Here is a 23,802-nt window from a genome sequence, read left to right as displayed (position 1 = left end):
AAGGTGAAAAACATGAAAAGTAATTTTTTCAAAAAAGCACTACTAGCAGCAAGTTTTGGCTTGTTGGCTTCTGGTAACGTAGCAGCAGACAAGCTTGATGACGTATTGTCAAAGGGTAAAGTTCGTTGTGGTGTTGTTCTTGATTTCCCACCAATGGGCTTCCGCGACAGCGACAACAATCCAGTAGGTATGGATGTTGACATGTGTGCTGATTTAGCAAAAGCCATGAACATCGAATATGAAGTCGTTGGTCTAACATGGGCTGAGCGTATTCCTAGCTTGATTTCAGGCAAAGTTGACGTAGCCATTGCTTCTTCTTCTGACACTCTTGAGCGTGCTCAAACTGTTGGTTTTACTATTCCTTACATGGTTTTCCAATTCCAAGCACTACTATCTGATAAGGTAGAAGCGAATTCTTGGGAAGATCTAAAAGACTTGAACGTAGGTGCTGCTGTTGGTACGACTTACGAAAGTTCTTTCTTAGACTATAAAAAAGAGAACTGGGAAGGTTCTAAAGGTAAGTATTCTTCTTTCCAAAGCGAAAACGAATCTTTCCTAGCAGTATCTCAGGGTCAAGTAAATGCGGTTATCGTAACTGATACAGCGGCTGCTAACGTATTGGCTTCAGGCAAGTTCAAAGGTATTAAGCTTGGACCAGTTGCTCCTTTCGGTGCTGATATTGTAGGCATGATGACACTACGTAAAGAGTTCGGATGGATTAACTACTTGAACTTGTTCATTAACCGTCAAGTACGTACTGGTCGTTTCCAAGAGCTTTATGGCAAGTGGATCGGTGGTACAGCTCCAGATATGACTGTTCCAGGCACTTACTACTAAGCCCAGCGTCCTATCTGCAAAATTGGTAGCGTACTTTGTGCGCTACCTATCATTTTTCCAAGTATTACAGAGTATTACTATCCATAATTTTTTTATGAATGGCGTTTTACTAGTCCGGCACTATACTTAACTTTGTCATTACGAACATGATAATAATAAATAGGGCAGCTACAGCGCTCAGTTTGCTACATTGTTAGTCGTATACAGTGAATCATAAGTAATATTTACAATAATCTCAGTGATATTGTTAGGAGGTACCAATGGACTATCAGTTTTTGTGGCGTCCAGTTTTTCAATCATTACCCCAAATTTTAGATGCAGCATGGGTCACCCTTGAGGTCTCCATTCTATCTATGTTGGTAGGTACGTTTATCGGCCTATTTATTTACTTTTTTCGTACATCCAAGATCTGGCTAGTTAGATTTCTAGCAGGCACTTGGATTGAAATCGCACGTAATACACCCGCTCTATTTCAATTGTTCTTTTTTAAGTTCGGCTTAGGAGCAGTGGGCATTCTTATTGACTCATATTTTGTTGTGTTAATTGCCTTGTCATTTAATACCGCAGGTTATATGGCAGAGACATTCCGTGGTGGCTTTAATGCTATTCATTCTTCGCAGTTGCGATCAGCTCAATCGTTAGGCATGACTTTCTTTCAGGCGCAGTATCACATTATTGTTCCTCAGGTAGTCCGTATCATCTATCACCCAATGACTAACCAGTTTATCTGGGTCATATTGATCAGTTCTCTGGGTATGTTAGTCGGTCTACGCGAACTAACGGGCGAAACGCAATTTTTATATTCTAAAACATTTAGAGCATTCGAATTTTTTGCGGCAACGGCGGTTATTTACTACCTTATTGCAAAAATCGCTCTAGGTATTATGCGCCTTATCGGCTGGCGCTTGTTTAGAGATCAATAGGAGGTATTTCATGGCTACAACCGTTCAAGTTTTTGGTGATTTACAACCTAGCGATCTACTTTTCTTAGGTGAAGCAGCATTAAGAACGCTAGAAATTTCAATTATCGCGATTAGTGTTGGTACTATTTTCGGTGTTATTTTTGGTTGGATGTTAAATGCGGGCAATTTGGCTGTCCGTATGATTGTTAATGGCTTTTTGGATGTTTTTCGAAGCGTTCCATTAATTATCCAATTAATTCTATTCGACAGCTTCATTGCCATTGCGGGCTATCCTTTACCTGCGTTTTGGTCGGGTACCATTATATTATCGGTGTATACCGCATCGCTGGTGGCTCAAGTTGCTCGTAGTGGTATCGATGCAGTCCCAAGTACAACACGTAGAGCATCGCGCTCGCTAGGCATGACCTACTGGCAAGATATGCGTTATGTTGTATGGCCGATAGGTTTACGCGCAGTATTACCTTCTTGGGTAGGTATCGCACTCAGTGTGCTTAAAGATTCAGCCTTGGTGTCAGTAATTGGTTACATTGAATTACTCAAAGCGTCTCAAATATTAATTACTTGTACAGCAGAAACGTTTACTGTTTTGGCAATCGCGGGTCTCTTTTATTTCGCCCTTTCATATCCGATTTCGAAGGCGAGTAGTTATATAGAAAAAAGGTGGCAACAATGATTAAAATCAGAAATGTTCATAAATCATTCGGTGATGTAAAAGTCTTAAAAGGTATTGATCTTGATGTGGCCGATGGTGAAGTACTAACCATTGTTGGTTCTTCAGGTTCTGGTAAGTCTACTTTGCTGTATTGCATCAATGGTTTGGAGCCAGTTAATAACGGTGAAATCATTGTTGATGGTGTGAGTGTTCATGACAAGAAAACTAACGTGAATACTTTGCGTGAAAATATTGGCATGGTATTTCAGCAGTGGAATGCTTTTCCTCATTTAACAACGTTGGAGAATGTTGCATTAGCTCCTCGAATTGTTAAAGGTTTAAGCAAAGCCGATGCTGAGCAAATTGCGGCTTCTCAACTAAAGCACGTAGGTCTCGGCGATAAGCTAGAAAACTATCCTAGTGCCTTGTCCGGTGGGCAGCAGCAGCGCCTTGCAATTGCTCGTGCATTGGCAATGGAACCACGTTATATGTTGTTTGATGAGGCAACATCTGCTCTTGATCCTGAGTTGGTAGGTGAAGTTCTGGATACTATGCGTCTACTGGCTGAAGATGGTATGACAATGATTGTTGTAACTCATGAAATGAGTTTCGCAAAAGAAGTATCGGATCGTGTTGCCTATTTCCATGAAGGTATTATGGAAGAAATTGGTACGCCGGATGAGATTTTTGGTAATCCGCAAAGTGTTCATACTCAAAAGTTCTTAGCTAACGTTCGTTAGGCTACTTAATTGAAGAGGGAGGCGCGTGCTCTAAGCTATGGTTTATCTGCGGTGCTGTTGTGGTCAACAGTAGCGTCGGCTTTTAAGATAGGCCTTGGCTTAACGTCAGTTATATTGTTGCTGACGGGAGCATCGTTCTTCTCTCTTCTTGTTCTTGCTAGTGTCTTAATATTTCAAAAACAATTTGTTTTAGCCCTTACTTCTCTGTGGGCGTACCGATATCAATCTATCAAGCTCGGCATGTTAAATCCCGTGCTTTACTATCTTATTCTGTTTGAAGCTTATGATCGACTGCCGGCTCAAATTGCTCAGCCAATCAATTACACATGGGCGATTGTTCTTGGTTTGTTAGCTGTGCCTTTTCTAGGTAGAAAAATATCTCGTTGGGATATTGCTGGAATGTTTGTTGCGTATAGTGGCGTTTTTCTTATTTCGGTCGCAGGTAAAAGCCTCCCAGGTGGAGTGGACTCTATTGGTATTGTACTGGCATTAGTGAGTACTTTTATTTGGGCTATTTATTGGTTGCTTAATGTAAAAGATAGCCGCCCACCGATTCTTGCTTTATTTCAAAATTTTCTTTATGCCCTGCCAGTGCTCATTGTTATTGCTTGCATAAATGATATTGATGGGTTGATGTCGTTAATGAATCCGTCACTCAATATTCTTGCCAGCATGGCTTATATTGGTTTGTTTGAAATGGGTTTTACCTTTATCTTGTGGCAGATGGCATTGCAGACAACAGAATATACATCGCGTATTAGTTCCCTTATTTTTCTTTCGCCTTTTGTGAGCTTGTTTATCATTAATCAAGTGTTGGGCGAACCATTGCAACTGTTAACCTTTGCAGGGTTAGTTATTATTGTTATCGGTTTGGCATTGCAGCGCGTAGGTAGATGAGTTTAGTACAGTATTTATTCGTTGAATAAATACTGTACGCCAACGATTCATTTAATCGACAAAAATACGATAGGCTTCTTCTGTTACTATTGCATGTCGTTGTGCTAGCGCAGCGCAATCATCGTCGTAACCTCCACCAATGACAGTCACGACGGGTATGTTATGCTTTTTACACATTTCCAGTACCGCTCTGTCCCTTTGACGAATGCCTTGTAATGTTATGCTCAGCAAGCCTAAAGGATCGTGTTCATACACATCAACTCCAGCATCATAAATAATTAATTCAGGTTGTTGCTCTTCGATCAGTTGTAGAAGCGTGTCGTGCACACACGCTACATATTGATCATCTTTAGTATCGGGCTTTAGTGCGACATCGATATTACTGGTCGCTTTTTTTGCAGGAAAGTTTTTTTCGCAATGAATAGAGCATGTGTAAGCGCGATCATTATTATTTAGAATAGATGCCGTGCCGTCACCCTGATGAACATCGCAATCAAAAATTAATAATTTTTTTACTTTCCCTTGTAGCAGTAGTGCATTAGCGGTGATAGCTAGGTCATTGAAAATACAAAAGCCAGACGCGAAATCAAAATGTGCGTGATGAGTTCCTCCCGCTAAATGGCAGGCAATGCCATATTTTAATGCCAGTTGAGCGGCTAAAAATGTACCGTTAGGCGAGATGAGTGTGCGTTTAACGAGTGGCTCGCTCCACGGCAAGCCCATTCGACGTAATGCTTTGGGGTCTAGACGATTATGAATAAACGCATCAATATAGTTTGGGCAATGCGCTTGTTGTAATAATTCGTCTTTACTTCTTCCAGGGCGAAACAAATTAGAAGGCGTTAGTATGGTTTTGTGAGATAAATAGTCTGTAAGGCGCGCAAACTTATCCATGGGGAAGCGGTGCTTGCTCGGAAAAGGAAAGCTATATGCTGGGTGTGAAATAAGAGGTATGGCCATATTTTTTACGTTGTTAACTGATATGAAATTTTATCAGCTTAGCGCTTAAATAGAATCAAAAAAATAGCAGCGTGCAGTAGGTTAAGAAGATATTGAGAGAGTATTTGAAAATAAAGGGAGTGAAGAGATAGCGAAAAACCTATTCGTGTAATCAGTGTTGACAATTAAATCTGTAAAAGATGATGTCTTGCATAACGGAAGTAATGCAAGACATCAGGTTTTTTAATGGTGAATTATTTCACCATATCAACGCCTTTCTGTAGTAGCTCGACAACAGCATCGTCTACATCTTTGCTAAATGCAAAATATAAGTCGCTCGTTGCTAGTACATGAACGATTTCATAATCATCCACGTTTTGGCCATTACGCTGTAAAATTTCTTTTGCGGTAATCTCATTGTAAGCCCACAAATCAACTCGACCTGTAGCTAACATTTTAGCTGCAGCATCAGGCTTTGAGGCACGTGTGATCATGCCTGCAGGAGTATTTGCTTTTACAGTTAATTGATCGTCTACCGAGTCACGAATTACAGCCACTTTCTTGTCGATAGTAGACATGTCAGAGATTTGTCCAATGCCGGAAGACTTTTTAGCAAATACAACGGTACGGTTTACTCCAATTGGCCCTGCCCATTTAAATAAATTTTCCCGTTGCTCTGTTCGGGTGGTTGTGAATAGCATTACATTAGGGCCTGACACGGCTGTTTGATACGCGCGTGCCCATGCGGCCATATTAATGTCACTCCTACTGATAGGGTGGCCTGCAGCCTCACTGGCCTTTAGAAGTAGCTCGACAGAGGTGCCTGTTAGCTGACCATCTTTTGAATAATTGAACGGTGGGAATTCTTCAGTCATGATATTCAGTGAGCTAAAATCGGCAGCATGAATAGATGATATTTGCGCCATGCAAACGAAAGCTAAGCTGGATAAAAAAGTAGATAAAGTGCGTTTCATAATAATTACCTTGGTTAGTTGATTTTTCTTCATCTTTAAAAGTATAGGAAAGAAAAAGCTGATAGCAAGTACGCTTGTCATTAGTTTTCTGGAATAGAAGAGAATAAAAAAAGTGGGTTTATATCTTTTTGGTAAGAATGCATTTTTTGTGAGCGGCCATAAAAAACACCTTATATCTTCGCCGCAGTGGTTGATATAAGGCATTTTCGTTTGGTGATTGTTCTATCGTGTTGCGTCAATACCTTTTTGAAGTGCTTCTACAACGCTGTCATCAACATCTTTACTGAAAGCGAAATAGAGATCTTTTGAGCTCAATACATGGACTACTTTGTAATTATCAATGTTTTCACCGGCATCAATTAGTTGTTGGGCGCCGCTATTTTCACTATACGCCCATAACTTTACTCGATCGCTCACTAGCATTTTTGCAGCACCCTCAGGTTTTGAGTTTCTGACGAGTAAATCGTCAGTGGCACCTGCTGCCACCATGAGCTGATCTCCCACGGTGTCTCTGACGACGCCAACGCGCAGACTGTTATCTTTAACATCATCAAACGCAGCAATATTGGATGACTTTTTTGCCCAAATAACAATACGGTTTGATCCTACCGGCCCCGCCCACTTAAATAAGTCTTCCCGCTTTTCGGTACGAGTCATACTGAATAAGAGTGCATTAGGGCCAGACTGTACCATTTTGTAGGCGCGTGCCCAGGTCATAACATTAATGTTATCTCTTTCGATGGGCTGTCCCACAGAGGCGCTCGCTTGTAGTAATAAATCAACTGCAGTGCCAGCCGCTTTCCCATTTTCTTTGTAGTTAAATGGGGGGAAATCCTCGGTCATGATGTTTAATTGGTTGAGCGACGATGCGTAAACTTGCCCAGATAGCCCCATAGAAATCAATACGAATAAAAGCCCTAATTGATGATAAATAGATAAAAAATATGGTTTTTGCATAAGATAACGCCTATGTTGAGAAGTTTCTTGAGTGATTTCACCTGTAAGCCTAGTTTGGTTTGGCGAAAGATCAATATTTCTCATGGATATGTGTGCAAAAATGCTGAAAAAATACTATGTGCTTTACTGTATAATTTTTTTAAAGGCTTCCTATTTATTCATCTACCTATAGTCGATCATTATTCATGTCAAAAATTAAGTTATTGCCCCCTAGGCTCGCTAACCAGATAGCGGCTGGTGAAGTTGTTGAGAGACCGGCATCCGTTATTAAAGAAATGCTAGAAAACAGCCTAGATGCTGGTGCATCTCGTATTGATATTGAGGTGGAAAATGGCGGCATTAAAACTATGCGGATACGGGATAATGGGCATGGTATTGCGAAAGAAGATTTAGCCTTAGCGCTAAGTCGTCATGCCACTAGTAAAATCCATGTGCTAGATGATCTTGAGGCGGTAGCCACATTAGGCTTTCGTGGTGAAGCATTGGCGAGTGTGAGCTCAGTGTCACGCTTGACGTTAAGCAGTAATACCAGCGATTCGGCGCAAGGGTGGGCGGCTAGAACTGAAGGCCAAGAAATGTCGACGGATGTAACGCCAACCGCACACCAACAAGGAACAACCGTTGAGGTGCGTGACTTATTTTTTAATACACCAGCGCGACGTAAATTCTTACGTACCGAAAAAACCGAGTTCAATCGTATTGATGATGTCGTGAAGCGCTTAGCGCTAGCTAATTTTAATGTGACCTTTGAATTACGCCATAATCAACGAACGATACATAGTCTCCGTGCGGGTAATTCTGAGGCAGAAAAAAATCGCCGTGTCGCACAAATTTGTGGCCCTGCCTTTATGGAAAATGCCCTAACAGTAGATATCGAACGCCACGGATTACGCCTATGGGGCTGGGTGGCGCTACCGACGTTTTCGCGTAGTCAGGCGGATTTGCAGCACTTTTATGTCAATGGTCGAGCGATTAAAGACAAGCTGGTGAGCCATGCGGTGCGTCAAGCGTACAGCGATGTGCTATATCATGGTCGTCATCCTGCATTTGTGTTGTATTTGGAGATTGACCCGGCAACCGTTGATGTAAATGTGCACCCAACTAAGCACGAAGTGCGTTTTCGTGATGGGCGTACTGTGCATAATTTTATTTATAGTAGTCTGCATCATGCCTTGGCAGAGATTCGCCCCGATGATCAGCTCACGGGGGCTTCATCGTTAGCTGTCGCTGCGGGTGTGAGTGCTGACTCTCATGCTGCGATCATCAGCGATCAGCAATCTATGCCGTTAGCGGCTCAGGCTGCTGCTTTACAGGCTAGCGACAACAATGGCGCATCGGTCAATTATGCTAAAGCATACCCGCCGGTTAATATCGAAACGCCACAAATACGCGAGGCGATGCAATTTTATGGTCAGGCTTCAGAGGTATCCACACAGGCGAGCAATGGTCAGGCTCCCGTTGATAACGATGCTCCGCCGTTGGGCTATGCCATCGCTCAGTTAAAAGGTATTTATATTCTTGCTGAAAATGCCCAAGGTTTGATCGTTGTAGATATGCATGCTGCGCATGAGCGCGTGGTGTATGAGCGTATGAAGCAAGCGTTTGAGCAGGGCAGTGTTCAGGCTCAGCCCTTATTGGTGCCGCAAACATTGGCCGTAAGCGAAAAAGAAGTCGCCTGTACGGAAAGTCATCATACGGTTTTTCATCAACTCGGTTTTGTTATCGAAGTGGCGGGCCCGGAAAGTTTATTGATACGCCAAATCCCAGTCTCGCTCAAAAGTGCGAATGTCGAACAGCTCGTGCGTGACGTGCTTTCAGACCTTATTCAATACGGCAGTAGTGATCGTATTAAACAGCATATGAATGAGCTGTTATCGACAATGGCATGCCATGGGTCAGTGCGTGCCAATCGTCAGTTAAGTGTGCCAGAAATGAATGCGCTGTTACGCGATATGGAAGCAACTGAGCGCAGTGGACAGTGTAATCATGGTCGTCCGACCTGGATGCATTTCTCTTTATCTGAGATTGATAAATGGTTTATGCGTGGGCAGTAGCCATAGGCAACAATGCGATTGGTCTGAATGCTATTTATCGCCGACATCTATAACATCGAATAGGCTGAAACGTGAACAAGTCCTCTAAACTTCCTGTCATTTTTGTTATGGGGCCAACGGCTTCGGGTAAAACAGATTTAGCCATTGCTTTATCGCAACAGAGATCCGTGGATATTATTAGTGTTGATTCAGCCTTAATTTATCGCGGTATGAATATTGGTACGGCCAAGCCAACAGAGGCAGAGCTGGCGATAGCGCCCCATGCGTTGATCGATATTTGTGACCCTAAAACGACGTATTCTGTCGCTGACTTTTGCCGTGATGCACAGCAAAAAATCGATAGTAGTCATCGGGCCAATCGTATTCCTGTGCTGGTTGGTGGCACGATGATGTATTTTAATGCTTTGCTAAAAGGTTTGGCCGATATGCCTGCCACTGATGAAGCGATGCGTGCAACCATAGAGGAGGAGGCGCGTAACAAAGGCTGGCCCGCTTTGCACAGTGAGCTAGCGGCCGTTGATGCTGAATCAGCGAGTAATATTCATCCCAATCATTCTCAGCGAATTGCCCGTGCACTGGCGGTTTACCGTTTAAGTGGAAAAACCATGACGGCATATAGGGCAGATCAAGCGTTGCAATCATCGACGATAGAAACATTCACACAGCGGTATCGTGTTATGCAATATGCTTTGCTACCTACGGATCGTCAGCTTTTGCATCAGCGTATTGAGCGTCGTTATCAGTTAATGTTAGATAATGGTTTTGAGGACGAAGTGCGCGCTTTATATCAGCGCGGGGACTTGCATGTAGATTTGCCATCCATGCGATCGGTGGGTTATCGGCAGATGTGGGAATATCTTGCGGGAGAATGCGATCATGCGACCATGGTGAGCAAAGGTGTTGCCGCGACTCGTCAATTGGCAAAGCGGCAATTGACGTGGTTGCGTGGATGGGATGATCTTCAATGTTGCGATGTTATCATCGACCCTACGACTTTAGCCGTAGAATCTAAAGAAAATATTGCCAAGCTATTGAACTCTTTGTGAATTATTGTCATATAAAGACACGCTGAAGGGAATTTTTACGCCAGATAATGTCTTAATGATACATTTTGCTGCTATAGTAATATTTAGCAGGCGTAACACTCAGCGTGTGCTGCTAATGTGGTGAGCATTTAATAGTCATATAGCTAATGGTCTACGGCAGCTATATGCGAACAACTACTTTTATTACTCCAAGGAGAACCTCATGTCAAAAGGGCAAAGCCTACAAGACCCTTATCTAAATGTGTTACGTAAGGAGCGCATCCCTGTTTCCATTTACCTTGTTAATGGCATCAAGCTTCAAGGGCAGGTCGAATCATTTGATCAATTTGTTATTTTATTAAAAAACACTGTGAGCCAGATGGTCTATAAGCACGCCATCTCTACGGTTGTGCCTGCAAGAGCGGTACGTGTTCCTATGGTTGAGCACGATGAAGGCGAAGACGCTTAATTAATAACGTCCGTTTTCTGTTCATGTCTAGTTGGCGGTGTGTCGCATACCGTTACCATCGATTAGCAGCCGGAGAATATCAGGCTGCTAATTTTTCGTATTTCCCTTTTTCTTTATTGAGACCCTGCCTTGTTTTTTGAGCGTCCCAAATCTGGCGAGCGAGCAATACTCGTCCATCTGCAGCTTCCTCAATCTCATACCCGTGATGACCCTAGGGAGTTTGAAGAGCTTGTTTTATCTGCAGGTGGCGACCCTGTCGAATTTGTCACCGGTCAACGATCGTCAATTGTTGCTAAAACATTTGTCGGTTCCGGTAAGGCAGAAGAGTTGCGCGAGCTAGTTGTGCTTCACGAGGCTGAATTGGTGATTTTTAATCACACGCTAACGCCTAGCCAAGAGCGCAACCTTGAAGCGTTGTTTCAGTGTCGGGTGCTTGATCGCACCGGTTTAATTTTAGATATTTTTGCACAGCGCGCCCGTACCCATGAAGGCAAGCTGCAAGTTGAGTTAGCGCAGCTTCACCATATGTCGACCCGCCTTATTCGCGGCTGGACACACTTGGAGCGCCAAAAAGGGGGGATTGGTTTACGTGGGCCAGGTGAAACACAGTTAGAAACTGATCGACGCCTATTACGTGTGCGTATTAAGTCGATAGAAAGCCGTCTAGATAAGGTGCGTAAGCAGCGTGATCAAGGCCGTCGCTCACGTCTGCGGGCATCCACACCCACAGTATCATTAGTGGGCTACACGAATGCGGGTAAATCCACCTTGTTCAATCGTATCACCGATGCCGGTGTGTATGCTGAGGACCAATTGTTTGCGACGCTAGACCCCACAATGCGACAAATCACTTTGCCGAATGTCGGTAAAGCTGTATTAGCCGATACAGTGGGTTTTATTAGTCACTTGCCGCACCGTTTAATTGAGGCTTTTCGAGCGACATTAGAAGAGGCGGCGCATTCTTCATTATTGTTGCATGTCATTGATGCTGCCGATGAAGAGCGGGCGAGAAATATAGAGCAAGTGGAAGAAGTATTAGAAGAAATTGGCGCCGCCGAGCTGCCGCAATTAAAAGTTTATAATAAGCTCGATTTACTGGAACAGTCGCCTCGCATTGATCGAGATGATCAGGGTGTGCCCGTTGCTGTATGGTTATCGGCTCAAGCTGGCGAGGGTATTGATCTATTGTTTGCTGCGCTGGCTGAGCGATTGGGTGATAAAATGATTACAGGTACGCTGATGTTTCCTGTCGTCGTTGAGTCCGCACTATCTAAGCTGAGAGCCAAGTTATATGCGGCTGAATCAATAGAAGATGAACAGTATGATGAAGCGGGAAATAGCGAATTATCTATCGCCATTCCTCGTGTTGAGTTTTTGAAAATGCTTGGCAGCGAAGGGATTGCCGAAAAAGACTTGGAATGGTCAGGGACTGCCCCCATCTTAACTGCCAGTGAAGCGTGGGAGTCCTCTCAGGAATCATCTTAGGCTTGCTTGAAGGTCAAAATGTTTTTGTGCAAATTTTTACTATTCGTTACCATTGCTGCCCAGTTAACTTAAAGTAAATTAGCTGCACGGACGATGAATCATGATCAAAGACATTTTACTTATTAGGCGACATTACAATAGAAAAGAAGCACGTCATTCCGGAAAGCGTTTTTTGCTTATCCGGAATCCACGGGTTTCAGCGATTGACTAGATACCGGGTCAAGCCCGGTATGACGAGATTAAGTTAACTGGATAGTAATGATTCGTTACTACACATTCGTATGACAATAACTGGAGAAACGTATGGCCTGGAATGAACCGGGTGGCAACAACCAAGACCCGTGGGGCGGTAACCGCAATAACGGCGGTGGACCACCAGACTTGGATGAAGCCCTGAAAAACTTTCAAAAGAAAATCAATGGCCTGTTCGGCGGTAAAGGCGGTAATGGTAATAACGGTGGAAGCGGTGTATCCGGTTCTATGATCGTTGTTGGCCTAGTACTCGTTGCTATTGTTTATGCGGGCTTTGGTATTTATCAATTAGATGAACAGAAGCAAGCGGTTGTCTTACGCTTGGGTAAATTTCATAACATCGTAACGGCGGGCCTCCATTGGAATCCCCCATTAATTGATGAAGTGATCATTCATAATGTGACAGGTGAGCGGGAATACGTAGCCGGCGGTCTTATGCTGACCGAAGATGAAAGTATTGTTGAAGTGCCAGTGACTATTCAGTATAACATTGCGGATGTTAAAGCTTTTTCGCTGAATGTGAATGATCCGGTGGTTAGTCTTGAACATGCTGCAGATAGTGCGTTACGTCATGTGGTCGGCTCTACAGAGCTTAACCCCGTATTATCCGAAGGTCGTGGGAAAATTGCCACAGAAATGCGTCAGCGCTTACAGGATTATCTCGAAAGCTATGGTACGGGCATCAATATCGTCGGTGTTAACCTGCAAGAAGGTAAGCCGCCTGCCGAAGTGAAAGATGCCTTTGATGATGTCGTCAAGGCGAAAGAAGATCAAGAGCGTTTAAAGAATGAAGCGCAATCTTATGCAAACGGTATTGTTCCAGAGGCGCGTGGTCTTGCGCAGCGTACTATTGAAGAAGCTAATGCTTATCGTGATCAGGTGATTGCTAGGGCAGAAGGTGAATCAGAACGCTTCAATCAACTACTGACTGCCTACAACCTTGCGCCAAATGTGACGCGTGAACGTTTATACATCGATGCTATTGAGTCAGTAATGGCTAATAGCTCTAAAGTACTGGTCGATGTTGAAGGTGGTAATAATATGATCTACTTACCGTTGGATAAGTTAACATCACAAAATGCCAATCGTTCATCGTCATTGAGCGGTGGGCATACGCAAAATATCACCGAAGATGATATTCGCCAAATTGGTGATCGGGTGATAGAGCAGCTGCGCCGTGATCAGGCTAACCGAAATCGTGGAGGAGTACGCTAATGTCAATGAAAAGTATCATTGGGATCATCGCTATCCTTATCGCGGCGCTTGTTATGAGTGCAACATTATATGTAGTTCCAGAGTACAAAAAAGGCGTTGTACTACGTTTTGGTAAGTTGCAAGAAATTAGACCTGAGGTTGGGCTTAACTGGAAATTACCTTTCTCTGATGAAGTACGTTTGTTTGACTCTCGTATTTTAACCTTGGATGCACCGCCAGAAAATTACTTCACTATTCAAAATAAGCGTTTAGTTGTTGACTCTTATGCGAAGTGGCAGGTATCTGATGCTGAACTTTATTACACCTCAACCGGCGGTAATATTGATGTTGCTGGTCGCCGCCTTGCGGTACGTATCAGTGATGGTTTGCGTAATGAGTTTGGTAAACGCACTTTACACGAAGTGGTATCGGGTGAGCGTGATGAGTTAATGGCATCACTGGTGGAGACGATCAACCAAACGGTGGGTAGTGAGCTAGGTGTTAAAGTGGTTGATATTCGCGTTAAACGTATCGACCTGCCTAACGAAGTGCGTAATTCAGTTTATGATCGCATGCGCGCCGGTCGTGAAAAAGAAGCCCGTGAATATCGTTCAAAAGGAAAAGAGCAGGCGGAAATCATTCGTGCAGATGCTGATCGTCAGCGTACAGTGATTGAAGCAGAAGCCTATCGTGATGCGGAACTACTACGTGGTGAGGGTGATGCAAAAGCAACCGCGCTTTATGCGTCGGCTTATAGCAGAGACCCTGAGTTTTATAGTTTTGTGCGAAGTTTACAAGCTTACAAATCTACCTTTCAAAACAAAGGCGATATCATGCTTGTTGACCCTGATAGTGATTTCTTTCGCTACCTGAAAAATAGCCAAGGCCAATCGCCTCAAGGTGCTAGTGCATTATCTAACTAGCTTGTTAACGCCATTAGGCACCTAGGCATAAAAAACCACGCAGTGCTGTATAAAAAGTGGTAAAATCCGCAAAACCGAGTTCTTAGAACTCGGTTTTTTTATGATAGTACGAGTGCCACTCGAACTCTGCACTCTACAATCACAAGTGCTAATAGGTGGGGTTTTGTTAACGTTATGTGGGAATCACTGCTTAAAGCCATCTGCTTATTGTTTATTCTTGAAGGGGTTATCCCTTTTTTATATCCGTCAAAGTGGCGGCGTTTAGTGGCTCAATTGGCGCTTATTACTGATCGTCAATTGCGCATAATGGGCTTGGCAAGCATGTTGTTCGGGGTGGGGCTACTTTATTTGTTAGTCTAGCTTTAGATCAATTAGATCGACGTGAATGGTAAAAGAGAAATATGAAAAATGTAGATCGCTGGTTATTACCGGATGGTGTCGAAGAAATTTTACCCGCGCAGGCGCAAGGGGTAGAGCAGCTACGTCGACAGCTACTCGATTTATATCGCTGTTGGGGGTATGAGCTCGTTATTCCGCCGTTATTAGAGTTTACGGAGTCACTTTTTAGTGGCGTCGGTAGAGATTTAGAATTATTAACCCTTAAAGTGACAGACCAATTATCAGGTCGTACTATGGGTTTGCGTGCTGATATGACGCCGCAGGCTGCACGAATGGATGCCCACAGTTTTAGGCGCGAAGGTGTTAATCGTTTATGTTATGCCGATCATGTGTTACATGCTCAACCTAAATCTCCCTTGGCCATTCGCACTCCTTTGCAAGTGGGGGTGGAATTATTTGGTGAGGCGGGCTTAGAGGCCGATATAGAAGTTATCTCCCTATTATTAGAATCCCTCACTTCTGTGGGTGTGGAGCGCATTACGCTCGATTTAGGTCATGTCAGTATTTATCAGGCACTGGCGGAGTCTTTGGATATTAGCGACAGCCAAGAGTTGGCGCTTTTTGATCTTTTACAATCCAAAGACCAAGTAGAAATACAGCAATGGATTAAGCAATATGTTGCGTCCGAAGAAGCCGGGCAATGGTTGCTAGCACTGTCGACATTGAGCGGTGATATTTCCGTGCTTAAACAAGCGCAGCAAGCACTAGCTAGTGCGCCTGCAGAAGCGCATGCCGCTATTGATGAATTAATTGAAGTCGCAGAAGCGATCGCGCATCGTTATCCCGCTATTAATTTATATTTTGATCTTAGTGAGTTAAGGGGTTACCACTACCACACCGGTACAGTGTTTGCCGCTTATGCCGAAGGCTATGGCGATGCTATTGCGAATGGTGGTCGTTATGATCACATCGGAGAGGCCTTTGGCCGTTCACGGCCTGCGACCGGCTTTGGGCTCAACCTTACGTCGGTCATGCGTTTGTCAGAGATCTCTCTTTCAGCTAAAGCTTCAGGCATCTATGCGCCAGCCTCTAATGAGCCACGGCAGTGGCAAGCTATTCAACGTTTGCGTCAACAAGGCGAGCGCGTCGTTTGTGGCTTATCTGCGGCACAAGATAATATGAATGAATTGCAATGTGATCGACAGTTGGAGTTTGTGGATGGCGAATATAGCGTCGTCCCTGTGGCACTTTAAGCGCTAATATTCACATTTTTATAGTGCATGAGAGCGTCAACAAGCTTTCGTGCGAGGTCTCAATGAACAAGTTTCGACGAAACAGTTTGGCTAAAAAGTTAGACTAAAACGCTCGATGAAAAGACAACAGTAATGGGTAAAAACTATGGGTAAAAACGTCGTCGTACTCGGCACTCAATGGGGTGATGAAGGTAAAGGCAAAATCGTCGACCTGCTAACAGATCAAGTGTCGTTAGTGGCGCGCTTTCAAGGTGGGCATAATGCCGGCCACACATTAGTAATTGATGGCAAAAAAACCGTATTACACCTTATCCCTTCAGGGATCTTACGTGATGGTGTGCAATGCATGATTGGTAATGGCGTAGTACTTGCCCCCGATGCATTACTCAAAGAAATGGCAGGCTTAGAAGCGAGCGGTGTGCCCGTTCGTGAGCGCCTACGTTTATCACCTGCTTGTCCATTGATTCTTCCTTATCATGTCGCCCTTGATCAGGCGCGTGAAATTAAACGCGGTAACGATAAAATAGGGACGACTGGTCGAGGCATTGGACCTGCGTATGAAGACAAAGTCGCTCGTCGAGGCTTGCGTTTGGGTGATGTGTTTAACCCCGAATCCTTCGCAGAAAAGCTCAAAGAAGTCATGGAATATCATAACTTCGCTCTCGTTAATTATTACGGCGTAGCCCCAGTTGATTACGATACCGTATTGGCCGAGTCTCTCGTATGGGCTGAAGAATTAAAGCCCATGGTATTAGATATTACCGATACGCTACATACCGCGCGTGAAGCTGATCAAAGTATTTTGTTTGAAGGTGCGCAGGGCTCGTTACTCGATATTGATCACGGGACTTATCCTTACGTGACATCATCAAACACCACCGCTGGCGGTGTGGCAACGGGTTCGGGTATGGGGCCCATGTATATTGATTATGTATTGGGTATTACTAAAGCTTATACCACGCGTGTTGGTTCAGGGCCGTTTCCTACTGAATTATCTTGTGATGTTGGTCAGCATCTAGGTGTCAAAGGCCATGAATTTGGTGCGACAACAGGGCGCGAGCGTCGTTGTGGTTGGTTTGATGCTGTAGCAGTTAAGCATGCGATTCGTATCAACTCTATATCGGGTTTATGTTTAACGAAACTGGATGTGCTGGATGGCTTAGAGTCTGTCAATATCTGTACCGGTTACAAAAACGCCGCCGGTGAAACGATTAGTGTGCCATTTGATAGCGCAGGTTGGGATAACATCGTACCTGTCTATGAAACCATGCCGGGCTGGAGTGAAACCACCTTCGGTACACAGTCAATGGATGATCTGCCTGCAAATGCTATCGCTTATATTAAACGCTTAGAAGAATTGGTGGGTGCTCCGGTGGATATTGTTTCTACGGGCCCTGATCGTGTAGAGACGATTGTATTGCGTCATCCGTTTAATGTGTAAGAATACTGCTACCTCATTAAAATTTTTCCTATTGCTAGGTAGGCCAGTATTTATCTGATTTTCAGTGTTTCAACCCAGTGCCAGACATGGATTCGCTGTTTATGGCTGTAGCACGCTGCGAGTACGTCCATGTAAGCTCTACACCAGCATCCATGCTGGTGAAGGCCACAGCCATAAGCAGCGAATCCATGTTTTAAAAGTTAACGGGACAGCAGTGGTCTAATAAGTAAAATGATCGCGGCTGCATTCTGTAGTCGCGAGTCTCTGTCTTTTTTCGCGCGATAGATGTTTCCCCCCCTCTAAGGTATAGTCCAAAAAGCTGAAATATTATTCGGCGCCTCGTTTTAGCCTCCTAATCAGACTCGCTACCTTATGGTGGCCAGTTGCTACAAAGTGACAGCAATGACTGCAAAAAAAAATAAAAAGAAAATCGTCGACCCTCACGCTAAGCGTGAATCAAAAAAATACGATAAGCCCATCGCCAGCCGTGAATGCATTTTAGATGTGCTCGACAAGGCGGTAGGGCCAAGAACTCACGCCCAGTTAGCGGCTGCTTTATCGCTTGATGATGTTGATCAAAAAGAAGCGTTGCGTCGACGTTTATTTGCTATGGAGCGCGATGGACAGGTACACAGTAACCGTAAACAAGCCTATGCTCGCGTTTCCAAACTCGATTTAATTCGAGGTCGTATTCAAGCGCACAAAGATGGTTTTGGATTTCTTATTCCGGCAGATAATAGCGATGATATTTATTTGCCCTATCGACAAATGCGACAAGTGTTTGATGGTGACGAAGTGCTCGTGCGTTTAGCGCCTGACGGCATGCGTGGCCGTAAAGATGGAAAAATTGTTGAAGTTCTTGCACGTCACACGCAACAAATTGTTGGACGCTATTTTAATGATAAAGGTGTGGGTTATGTTAAGCCGGATAATCCTCGTCTTACCCAAGATGTACTAATTGCCCAAGGCAACACGCTAGAGGCAAAAAATAATCAATTTGTTATTGTCGATATTATTGAATATCCCAGTCGTCAATCGCCAGCGATGGGTCGTATTGTCGAAGTCTTGGGTGATCATATGGCGCCGGGTATGGAAATAGATGTTGCGATTCGTGCGCATAATTTACCCCATCAATGGCCGGCAGAGGTCGAGGTTCAAGCAAGCCAATTACCTGATGAGGTTAACGAAGCGGATAAACAAGGCCGGGTCGATTTACGGGATTTACCTTTTGTCACAATTGATGGCGAAGATGCGCGGGATTTTGATGATGCCGTTTATTGTGAGACCAAAAAGTCAGGCGGTTGGAAACTGTATGTTGCTATTGCAGATGTATCACATTATGTTGCTTTAGGGAGTGCGCTCGATAAAGAAGCGGAAGTGCGTAGTACGTCGGTGTATTTTCCTGATTTCGTCTTGCCCATGTTACCGGAAGCATTATCCAATGGCCTTTGCTCACTAAACCCTCATGTTGATCGCTTAGCAATGGTGTGTGAAATTACTATTAGTGCAGCAGGTCGCGTGAGTGGTTATCAATTTTACGAAGGGCTTATTCATTCGCATGCGCGCCTGACTTACACCAAAGTAGGAAAAATGCTTACGGCCAAGTCCAATAAAAATAACGGGGATGACAGTCGTGAAGAGCATCGTGATGGTATTGCTTTGCGTGAGCAATATCAGGCTGTAGTTCCTCATGTTGATGAGCTAGAAAGCCTTTATCGTGTGTTGCGCCGTGTACGTGAAAAGCGTGGTGCGATTGATTTTGAAACCACTGAAACGCGAATCTTATTTGATGATCAGCGAAAGATTGAAAAGATCATTCCCGTTGAGCGTAATGATGCCCACAAACTGATTGAAGAATGTATGCTTTGCGCGAATGTTTGCGCGGCTAAATTTTTAGAAAAGCATGAGTTAGATGGTCTGTATCGTGTACACGATGGCCCTAAAGAGAAAAAGTTAGAAAATTTAAATACTTTCCTAGCTGAATTAGGCTTAGATTTTGGCGCCAAGGTCAAACCTGATCCTAAACAATATCAACAAATGATAGAACGTATTAGCGATAGACCTGATGCTAAAGTGATTCAAACTGTCATGTTACGCAGCTTGAGCCAAGCAGTGTACCACCCAGAGAACAAAGGGCATTTTGGTTTAGCTTATTCAGCTTATACCCATTTTACTTCGCCTATTCGCCGTTATCCCGATTTGTTAACTCATCGTGCTATTCGTCATGTTGTGCGTAGCCGCCAATATTCCGATCATGTGCAGCGGGTAAAAGGCGCCAAAGTGATTGCCAAAAAGCATATTTATCCTTATAAAATTGAGGATATGTTGCGTTTAGGTGAACAAACATCCATGGCTGAGCGTCGGGCTGATGATGCGACACGAGATGTTGTAAGCTGGTTAAAGTGTGAGTATCTTCAAGATCATATTGGCAGCGTCTTTTCAGGTGTTATTACAGCAGTGACCAACTTTGGTGTATTTGTTGAATTACTTGATGTTTATATTGAAGGTCTTATACACATTACCTCATTACCATCCGACTACTATCGCTATGAAGAAGCGCATCATCGTTTAGTCGGTGAGCGCACACGCCAAGTATTTTGCTTGGGTGATGAATTGCAAGTGCAAGTCGCTGCCGTTAAATTAGATGATCGAAAAGTCGATTTTGAATTAGTTGATGTTGTTAAATCTGCAGCAAAAAAACGTCGTCGCCGTAAGCCAGATACGCGTGAAAAAAACACATCAGAATCAGAGGTAATAACCGAACGTGAAAAAATTCGCCGAGGTGACTTTACACCTGTGAAGAAAAAAACAGTCTCTTCAGATAATGTGAAAAAACCGGCTAAAAAGAAAAAGCCAACGGCAAAAAAATCAACGGCCCAAAAAACCACTACCAAAAAGATGGCTAAAAAAATAGCGACTAAAAAACCCAGTTCGAAAAAACCATCATCCAGTCAGCGTACAGTTCGCAAGCGTAAAGCGAAGTAATCCATTATATGTCAAAGAATAAAACAGCCTATGTATGTAACGAATGCGGCGACGACTTTGCTAAATGGCAAGGGCAATGTACGAGCTGTGGGGCATGGAATAGTCTATCTGAAGTGCGTATTGCGCAAGCCAGTAAAAGTAGTGCCGCGAATGCGCCGGCAACGACTGCACGTAAAGGCTATGCCGGCACCGCTGATAATAAAATTCAGACATTATCAGAAATTAATCTAGAGGATGTGCCGCGCATTAGTAGTGGTACTCAAGAATTTGATCGTGTGTTAGGGGGTGGTTTAGTCTCTGGCTCAGTAGTACTCATTGGTGGTCATCCAGGCGCAGGAAAATCGACGTTATTGTTGCAAGTACTTTGTCATTTAGCCGAAACCAATACCACGCTTTACGTCACCGGTGAAGAATCATTGCAGCAGGTGGCGATGCGCGCTCAACGATTGGGCCTGCAATCACAAAATGTGAATATGTTATCTGAAACTAATGTTGAACAACTGTGTATTACTGCAGAAACGATTCAGCCAAAAATTATGGTGATTGATTCCATTCAGGTGATGCATATGCCAGAGGTGCAATCAGCGCCCGGTGGTGTGACACAGGTGAGAGAGAGCGCCTCGTATTTAACGCGTTTTGCTAAACAGTCAGGCACTATTTTGATTTTGGTGGGGCATGTCACTAAAGATGGTAGTTTAGCCGGGCCAAAAGTATTGGAACATATGATTGATTGCTCGATCGTAATTGAAGGCGAAAATGATTCGCGCTATCGCACGTTGCGGGGTAATAAAAACCGCTTTGGTGCAGTGAACGAGCTCGGCGTATTTGCGATGACTGAGCAAGGCTTGCGTGAAGTCAGTAATCCATCCGCTATATTCTTGCAGCGTGCCGAAGAAGTGTCTTCCGGTTCTGTGGTTATGGTGATATGGGAAGGGACGAGGCCATTACTCGTTGAAATTCAAGCCCTTGTTGATGATAGTCACGGTGGTAGCCCTCGGCGTGTCGCGGTGGGTCTAGATCAAAACCGGCTCAATATGTTATTGGCTGTTTTACATCGTCATGGCGGTTTAATGGTGGGTGATCAAGACGTTTTCGTGAACGTTGTCGGTGGCGTAAAGATTATTGAAACCAGTGTTGACTTGGCATTATTGCTCGCTATCGTTTCCAGTTTTCGTGACCGTATATTACCGCCAACGTTAATGGTATTTGGTGAGGTAGGTTTGTCAGGAGAAATTCGCCCTGTTCCTAGCGGCCAAGAGCGCTTGCGTGAAGCAGCCAAGCATGGTTTCAAAAAAGCGATCGTTCCTGTGGGGAATGCGCCACGGCAAAAAATAGCGGGCATGGATATTATTGCGGTTAAAAATTTATCTGACGCTTTGGATGCTGTTGATAATTTATAGTTTTTGAGTGAAGCCTGTCGATCAATGATAAGGCTTATTATGTTACGTATGATCGCTAAGGTAATGTACTTTTCGTTCTTGATTGCTTTCTACTCGATTTCTGCCCTTATGTTTTGCAGAATATAAGGCGTCATCGGCTCTTTTGATAAAATCTTCTGCTTGCTCACCTAAGTGAAATGATGCTACGCCAATACTGGCGGTTACAGTGATGTCATCGAATACGCTATCCTCAATATTCTTACAGATTTTGCTCGCTAGTGCGTAAGCACCGTCTAAATCTGTTGAGGGTAATATAATAAAAAATTCTTCCCCTCCCCACCGCCCAACAACATCCAAAGAGCGTGATGACTGTTTAATAATATTCGCAATATGCACCAGTATTTTGTCACCGATGATATGGCCGTAGTTGTCGTTGATGTCTTTAAAAAAGTCGATGTCAATCATGGCAATAGAAATTTTTTCTTGCGTTCGATTTACTCGATAGAGCTCAAAAGCTAGGGCGCTGTCTAATTTAAAGCGATTATATAAACCCGTTAGTTTATCGGTAATCGATAGCTGTTCAATGCGTTTTTTGTCGCTTATATCTATCAATATCAACGTATAGTTGCTAATTTCATTTTGTTTATTGGCATTAGGTTGGATGTTGGCCTCTAGCCAAATGGGGTGGCCATTTTTAGATTGAGTTTCTATTTCGCCATGCCAAGATTCACCTGATATTAAGCATTGCCAAATGTCTTTGTTTTTTTCTTCGCTGTTTTTTGAATGGCCACTAATAAGATGTGGCTTTCCTATGAGTTCATCTCTGTCATATTCTGTAATAGTGCAGAAGGCATCGGATACATCAATAACTAAACCCTTGGTGTCCATGGTAGACGTGGCGACATACTGATTAACAACGCTGATATAGTGTTCTAATTTCTTTTTGCTGGATTGTAGCGCTCCAGTGCGATAAACAATAACTTGTGTAAGGCGCCGGTTAATCGTCACTAATACTGTTAGTGCAATAAGCGCAGTCATAATGACCATTGCTAGCCAAAACAACCAGTTGTAGAGTTTGTTGGTCGGATTAATGTGATCGCGATAATCAATTCCCGCTAATGATGCATTTATGTCGGTAAGTTTTTCAGCACGATAAATGTCAGCTAGGCGCTCAAATCTTTTTTTATTTAGGTGGCCTATTTCTATTAAATCGGGCCGAATGATTTTTTTAATTTCTTGAGCTTCAAATCGTAAATGATCCGCTGATTTTTTTGAAGAATATTTAGTTAAAATAAGTTGTATGATTTCTTCGCTATTTTCTAGTGCATAGCGCCACCCCTTAATGCTGGAATTTAAAAAGCGTATTGCCCTATCCGGGTGAGCCAACATTTCTGCTTCGCTGACAAAAAGCATATCGCCATAAAAATCAATGCCGTAGTTTATAGGGTTGATAATATTAACGGCTATGCCTTTTTCTTTAGCTAAGAACGGTTGATCGCTCGAATAGGCTGACATCGCATCGACTTTCCCTAAAAATAAATCATTATCCTTGAAGGTATGTGGTACATGAATAATGTCACTTTCATCTATATCTAATGCATGGAACATGGCCGTTAGCGAGGCATCATCGATATTGTATTGACGCATGACACGCTTGCCTTTTAATTCATAGGGGCTAATTAATTCATCTTCTTTTCGTGTCATGAGTACTAATGGTGAATGTTGAAATATTGCACCGAGTACAACGATTGGATTTCCATTGAGCCGATTTAAGATTAAGCTAGAATCAGAGATCCCATATTCTGCTTGCCCAGACAAAATGACGGTAAGGGGAGTGATTTTAGGCGATCTTTCTATAATCGAAACATCTAGCCCGGCATCCTTGTAATAACCTTTTTCAAGCGCAGCGTAATAGCCTGCAAACTGGAATTGATGGAACCACTTAAGCTGCAATGCGACTTTTTCAAGCGCCCAAGCGTGGGTTGGGTAGCTAATTGCCATGAATATAGCAGTGTATAAAGCCAAAAGAGAAATTTGGCGTCTAAAAGCAGACATAATGTGCCCTAATCGAGGGGGAATAAAAT

The 23,802-nt window shown here is 43.5% G+C and carries 20 protein-coding genes; 16 read left to right on the top strand and 4 right to left on the bottom strand.

Features of this window, described 5'->3' with window-relative positions; all coding sequences use genetic code 11:
- Window positions 1-12: 12 nt before the first annotated feature.
- From ACZ5O6_RS10825 to ACZ5O6_RS10805, 5 genes are all read left to right on the top strand, one after another.
- Window positions 13-837 (top strand): transporter substrate-binding domain-containing protein, encoded by an 825-nt coding sequence (locus ACZ5O6_RS10825; RefSeq protein WP_447091546.1) that lies wholly within the window; start codon window positions 13-15, stop codon window positions 835-837.
- Window positions 838-1,097: 260 nt separating this feature from the next.
- Window positions 1,098-1,760 carry an amino acid ABC transporter permease gene (locus ACZ5O6_RS10820; RefSeq protein ID WP_447091547.1) on the top strand — a complete coding sequence of 221 codons (663 nt, stop codon included), beginning with the start codon at window positions 1,098-1,100 and terminating at the stop codon, window positions 1,758-1,760.
- Between the two features lie 10 nt (window positions 1,761-1,770).
- Window positions 1,771-2,433 carry an amino acid ABC transporter permease gene (locus tag ACZ5O6_RS10815; protein ID WP_464283512.1) on the top strand — a complete coding sequence of 221 codons (663 nt, stop codon included), beginning with the start codon at window positions 1,771-1,773 and terminating at the stop codon, window positions 2,431-2,433.
- Window positions 2,430-3,152: an amino acid ABC transporter ATP-binding protein gene (locus tag ACZ5O6_RS10810; protein WP_447091549.1), complete on the top strand. Its 723-nt coding sequence runs from the start codon at window positions 2,430-2,432 to the stop codon at window positions 3,150-3,152. The genes ACZ5O6_RS10815 and ACZ5O6_RS10810 overlap by 4 nt, the downstream gene beginning before the upstream one ends.
- Window positions 3,153-3,161: 9 nt before the next feature.
- Complete coding sequence (locus ACZ5O6_RS10805; RefSeq protein WP_447091550.1) at window positions 3,162-4,049, top strand: DMT family transporter; 888 nt, start codon at window positions 3,162-3,164, stop codon at window positions 4,047-4,049.
- A 51-nt stretch (window positions 4,050-4,100) separates the two neighbouring features.
- Here ACZ5O6_RS10805 and ACZ5O6_RS10800 read toward each other — a convergent pair whose 3' ends face one another.
- From ACZ5O6_RS10800 to ACZ5O6_RS10790, 3 genes are all read right to left on the bottom strand, one after another.
- A complete protein-coding gene (locus ACZ5O6_RS10800) occupies window positions 4,101-5,009 on the bottom strand; it encodes a histone deacetylase family protein (protein ID WP_447091551.1) in 909 nt (302 codons plus the stop codon).
- A 233-nt stretch (window positions 5,010-5,242) separates the two neighbouring features.
- Complete coding sequence (locus ACZ5O6_RS10795) at window positions 5,243-5,962, bottom strand: substrate-binding periplasmic protein (protein ID WP_447091552.1); 720 nt, start codon at window positions 5,960-5,962, stop codon at window positions 5,243-5,245.
- A 222-nt stretch (window positions 5,963-6,184) separates the two neighbouring features.
- Entirely contained in the window at window positions 6,185-6,919 is a 735-nt protein-coding gene (locus tag ACZ5O6_RS10790) for a substrate-binding periplasmic protein (RefSeq protein WP_447091553.1), read from the bottom strand.
- Between the two features lie 185 nt (window positions 6,920-7,104).
- On the opposite strand from ACZ5O6_RS10790, the gene mutL reads away from it, so the two are divergent.
- The 11 genes from mutL (at window position 7,105) to radA (ending at window position 21,739) form a co-directional block, all read left to right on the top strand.
- Entirely contained in the window at window positions 7,105-8,973 is a 1,869-nt protein-coding gene (gene mutL / locus ACZ5O6_RS10785) for a DNA mismatch repair endonuclease MutL (RefSeq protein ID WP_447091554.1), read from the top strand.
- A gap of 107 nt (window positions 8,974-9,080) precedes the next feature.
- A complete protein-coding gene (miaA, locus tag ACZ5O6_RS10780) occupies window positions 9,081-10,019 on the top strand; it encodes a tRNA (adenosine(37)-N6)-dimethylallyltransferase MiaA (RefSeq protein ID WP_447091597.1) in 939 nt (312 codons plus the stop codon).
- Window positions 10,020-10,221: 202 nt separating this feature from the next.
- A complete protein-coding gene (gene hfq / locus ACZ5O6_RS10775) occupies window positions 10,222-10,467 on the top strand; it encodes an RNA chaperone Hfq (RefSeq protein WP_447091555.1) in 246 nt (81 codons plus the stop codon).
- 129 nt (window positions 10,468-10,596) lie between these two features.
- Complete coding sequence (hflX, locus tag ACZ5O6_RS10770) at window positions 10,597-11,952, top strand: ribosome rescue GTPase HflX (RefSeq protein ID WP_447091556.1); 1,356 nt, start codon at window positions 10,597-10,599, stop codon at window positions 11,950-11,952.
- 303 nt (window positions 11,953-12,255) lie between these two features.
- A complete protein-coding gene (gene hflK, locus ACZ5O6_RS10765; RefSeq protein WP_447091557.1) occupies window positions 12,256-13,419 on the top strand; it encodes an FtsH protease activity modulator HflK in 1,164 nt (387 codons plus the stop codon).
- Window positions 13,419-14,321 carry a protease modulator HflC gene (hflC, locus tag ACZ5O6_RS10760; protein ID WP_447091558.1) on the top strand — a complete coding sequence of 301 codons (903 nt, stop codon included), beginning with the start codon at window positions 13,419-13,421 and terminating at the stop codon, window positions 14,319-14,321. The genes hflK and hflC overlap by 1 nt, the downstream gene beginning before the upstream one ends.
- Before the next feature lie 174 nt (window positions 14,322-14,495).
- Window positions 14,496-14,681: a DUF2065 domain-containing protein gene (locus ACZ5O6_RS10755; protein ID WP_447091559.1), complete on the top strand. Its 186-nt coding sequence runs from the start codon at window positions 14,496-14,498 to the stop codon at window positions 14,679-14,681.
- 41 nt (window positions 14,682-14,722) lie between these two features.
- On the top strand, window positions 14,723-15,913 hold the full coding sequence (locus tag ACZ5O6_RS10750; RefSeq protein WP_447091560.1) for an ATP phosphoribosyltransferase regulatory subunit: 1,191 nt from the start codon (window positions 14,723-14,725) through the stop codon (window positions 15,911-15,913).
- 145 nt (window positions 15,914-16,058) lie between these two features.
- Complete coding sequence (locus ACZ5O6_RS10745) at window positions 16,059-17,354, top strand: adenylosuccinate synthase (RefSeq protein WP_447091561.1); 1,296 nt, start codon at window positions 16,059-16,061, stop codon at window positions 17,352-17,354.
- Window positions 17,355-17,756: 402 nt separating this feature from the next.
- Window positions 17,757-20,339, top strand: coding sequence for a ribonuclease R (gene rnr / locus ACZ5O6_RS10740; protein WP_447091562.1), 2,583 nt, complete (start codon window positions 17,757-17,759; stop codon window positions 20,337-20,339).
- 8 nt (window positions 20,340-20,347) lie between these two features.
- On the top strand, window positions 20,348-21,739 hold the full coding sequence (gene radA / locus ACZ5O6_RS10735) for a DNA repair protein RadA (RefSeq protein WP_447091563.1): 1,392 nt from the start codon (window positions 20,348-20,350) through the stop codon (window positions 21,737-21,739).
- Window positions 21,740-21,781: 42 nt separating this feature from the next.
- On the opposite strand, the gene ACZ5O6_RS10730 is transcribed toward radA, so the two are convergent.
- The gene (locus ACZ5O6_RS10730) at window positions 21,782-23,773 is read right to left on the bottom strand and encodes a diguanylate cyclase (protein WP_447091564.1); all 1,992 of its coding nucleotides are present in this window, start codon (window positions 23,771-23,773) and stop codon (window positions 21,782-21,784) included.
- Window positions 23,774-23,802: the final 29 nt, after the last annotated feature.

Source organism: Eionea flava (assembly GCF_055393785.1).
The sequence above is the reverse complement of the archived record's forward strand: the minus strand, read 5'-3'. Positions and strand labels throughout refer to the sequence as shown.

Excerpts from the sequence above, each read along its gene's own strand:
- ACZ5O6_RS10825 (WP_447091546.1), top strand. The coding sequence starts at position 13 with ATGAAAAGTAATTTTTTCAAAAAAGCACTACTAGCAGCAAGTTTTGGC.
- ACZ5O6_RS10820 (WP_447091547.1), top strand. The coding sequence starts at position 1,098 with ATGGACTATCAGTTTTTGTGGCGTCCAGTTTTTCAATCATTACCCCAA.
- ACZ5O6_RS10815 (WP_464283512.1), top strand. The coding sequence starts at position 1,771 with ATGGCTACAACCGTTCAAGTTTTTGGTGATTTACAACCTAGCGATCTA.
- ACZ5O6_RS10810 (WP_447091549.1), top strand. The coding sequence starts at position 2,430 with ATGATTAAAATCAGAAATGTTCATAAATCATTCGGTGATGTAAAAGTC.
- ACZ5O6_RS10800 (WP_447091551.1), bottom strand. The coding sequence starts at position 5,009 with ATGGCCATACCTCTTATTTCACACCCAGCATATAGCTTTCCTTTTCCG.
- ACZ5O6_RS10795 (WP_447091552.1), bottom strand. The coding sequence starts at position 5,962 with ATGAAACGCACTTTATCTACTTTTTTATCCAGCTTAGCTTTCGTTTGC.
- ACZ5O6_RS10790 (WP_447091553.1), bottom strand. The coding sequence starts at position 6,919 with ATGCAAAAACCATATTTTTTATCTATTTATCATCAATTAGGGCTTTTA.
- mutL (WP_447091554.1), top strand. The coding sequence starts at position 7,105 with ATGTCAAAAATTAAGTTATTGCCCCCTAGGCTCGCTAACCAGATAGCG.
- miaA (WP_447091597.1), top strand. The coding sequence starts at position 9,081 with ATGGGGCCAACGGCTTCGGGTAAAACAGATTTAGCCATTGCTTTATCG.
- hfq (WP_447091555.1), top strand. The coding sequence starts at position 10,222 with ATGTCAAAAGGGCAAAGCCTACAAGACCCTTATCTAAATGTGTTACGT.
- hflK (WP_447091557.1), top strand. The coding sequence starts at position 12,256 with ATGGCCTGGAATGAACCGGGTGGCAACAACCAAGACCCGTGGGGCGGT.
- hflC (WP_447091558.1), top strand. The coding sequence starts at position 13,419 with ATGTCAATGAAAAGTATCATTGGGATCATCGCTATCCTTATCGCGGCG.
- ACZ5O6_RS10755 (WP_447091559.1), top strand. The coding sequence starts at position 14,496 with ATGTGGGAATCACTGCTTAAAGCCATCTGCTTATTGTTTATTCTTGAA.
- ACZ5O6_RS10750 (WP_447091560.1), top strand. The coding sequence starts at position 14,723 with ATGAAAAATGTAGATCGCTGGTTATTACCGGATGGTGTCGAAGAAATT.
- ACZ5O6_RS10745 (WP_447091561.1), top strand. The coding sequence starts at position 16,059 with ATGGGTAAAAACGTCGTCGTACTCGGCACTCAATGGGGTGATGAAGGT.
- rnr (WP_447091562.1), top strand. The coding sequence starts at position 17,757 with ATGACTGCAAAAAAAAATAAAAAGAAAATCGTCGACCCTCACGCTAAG.
- radA (WP_447091563.1), top strand. The coding sequence starts at position 20,348 with ATGTCAAAGAATAAAACAGCCTATGTATGTAACGAATGCGGCGACGAC.
- ACZ5O6_RS10730 (WP_447091564.1), bottom strand. The coding sequence starts at position 23,773 with ATGTCTGCTTTTAGACGCCAAATTTCTCTTTTGGCTTTATACACTGCT.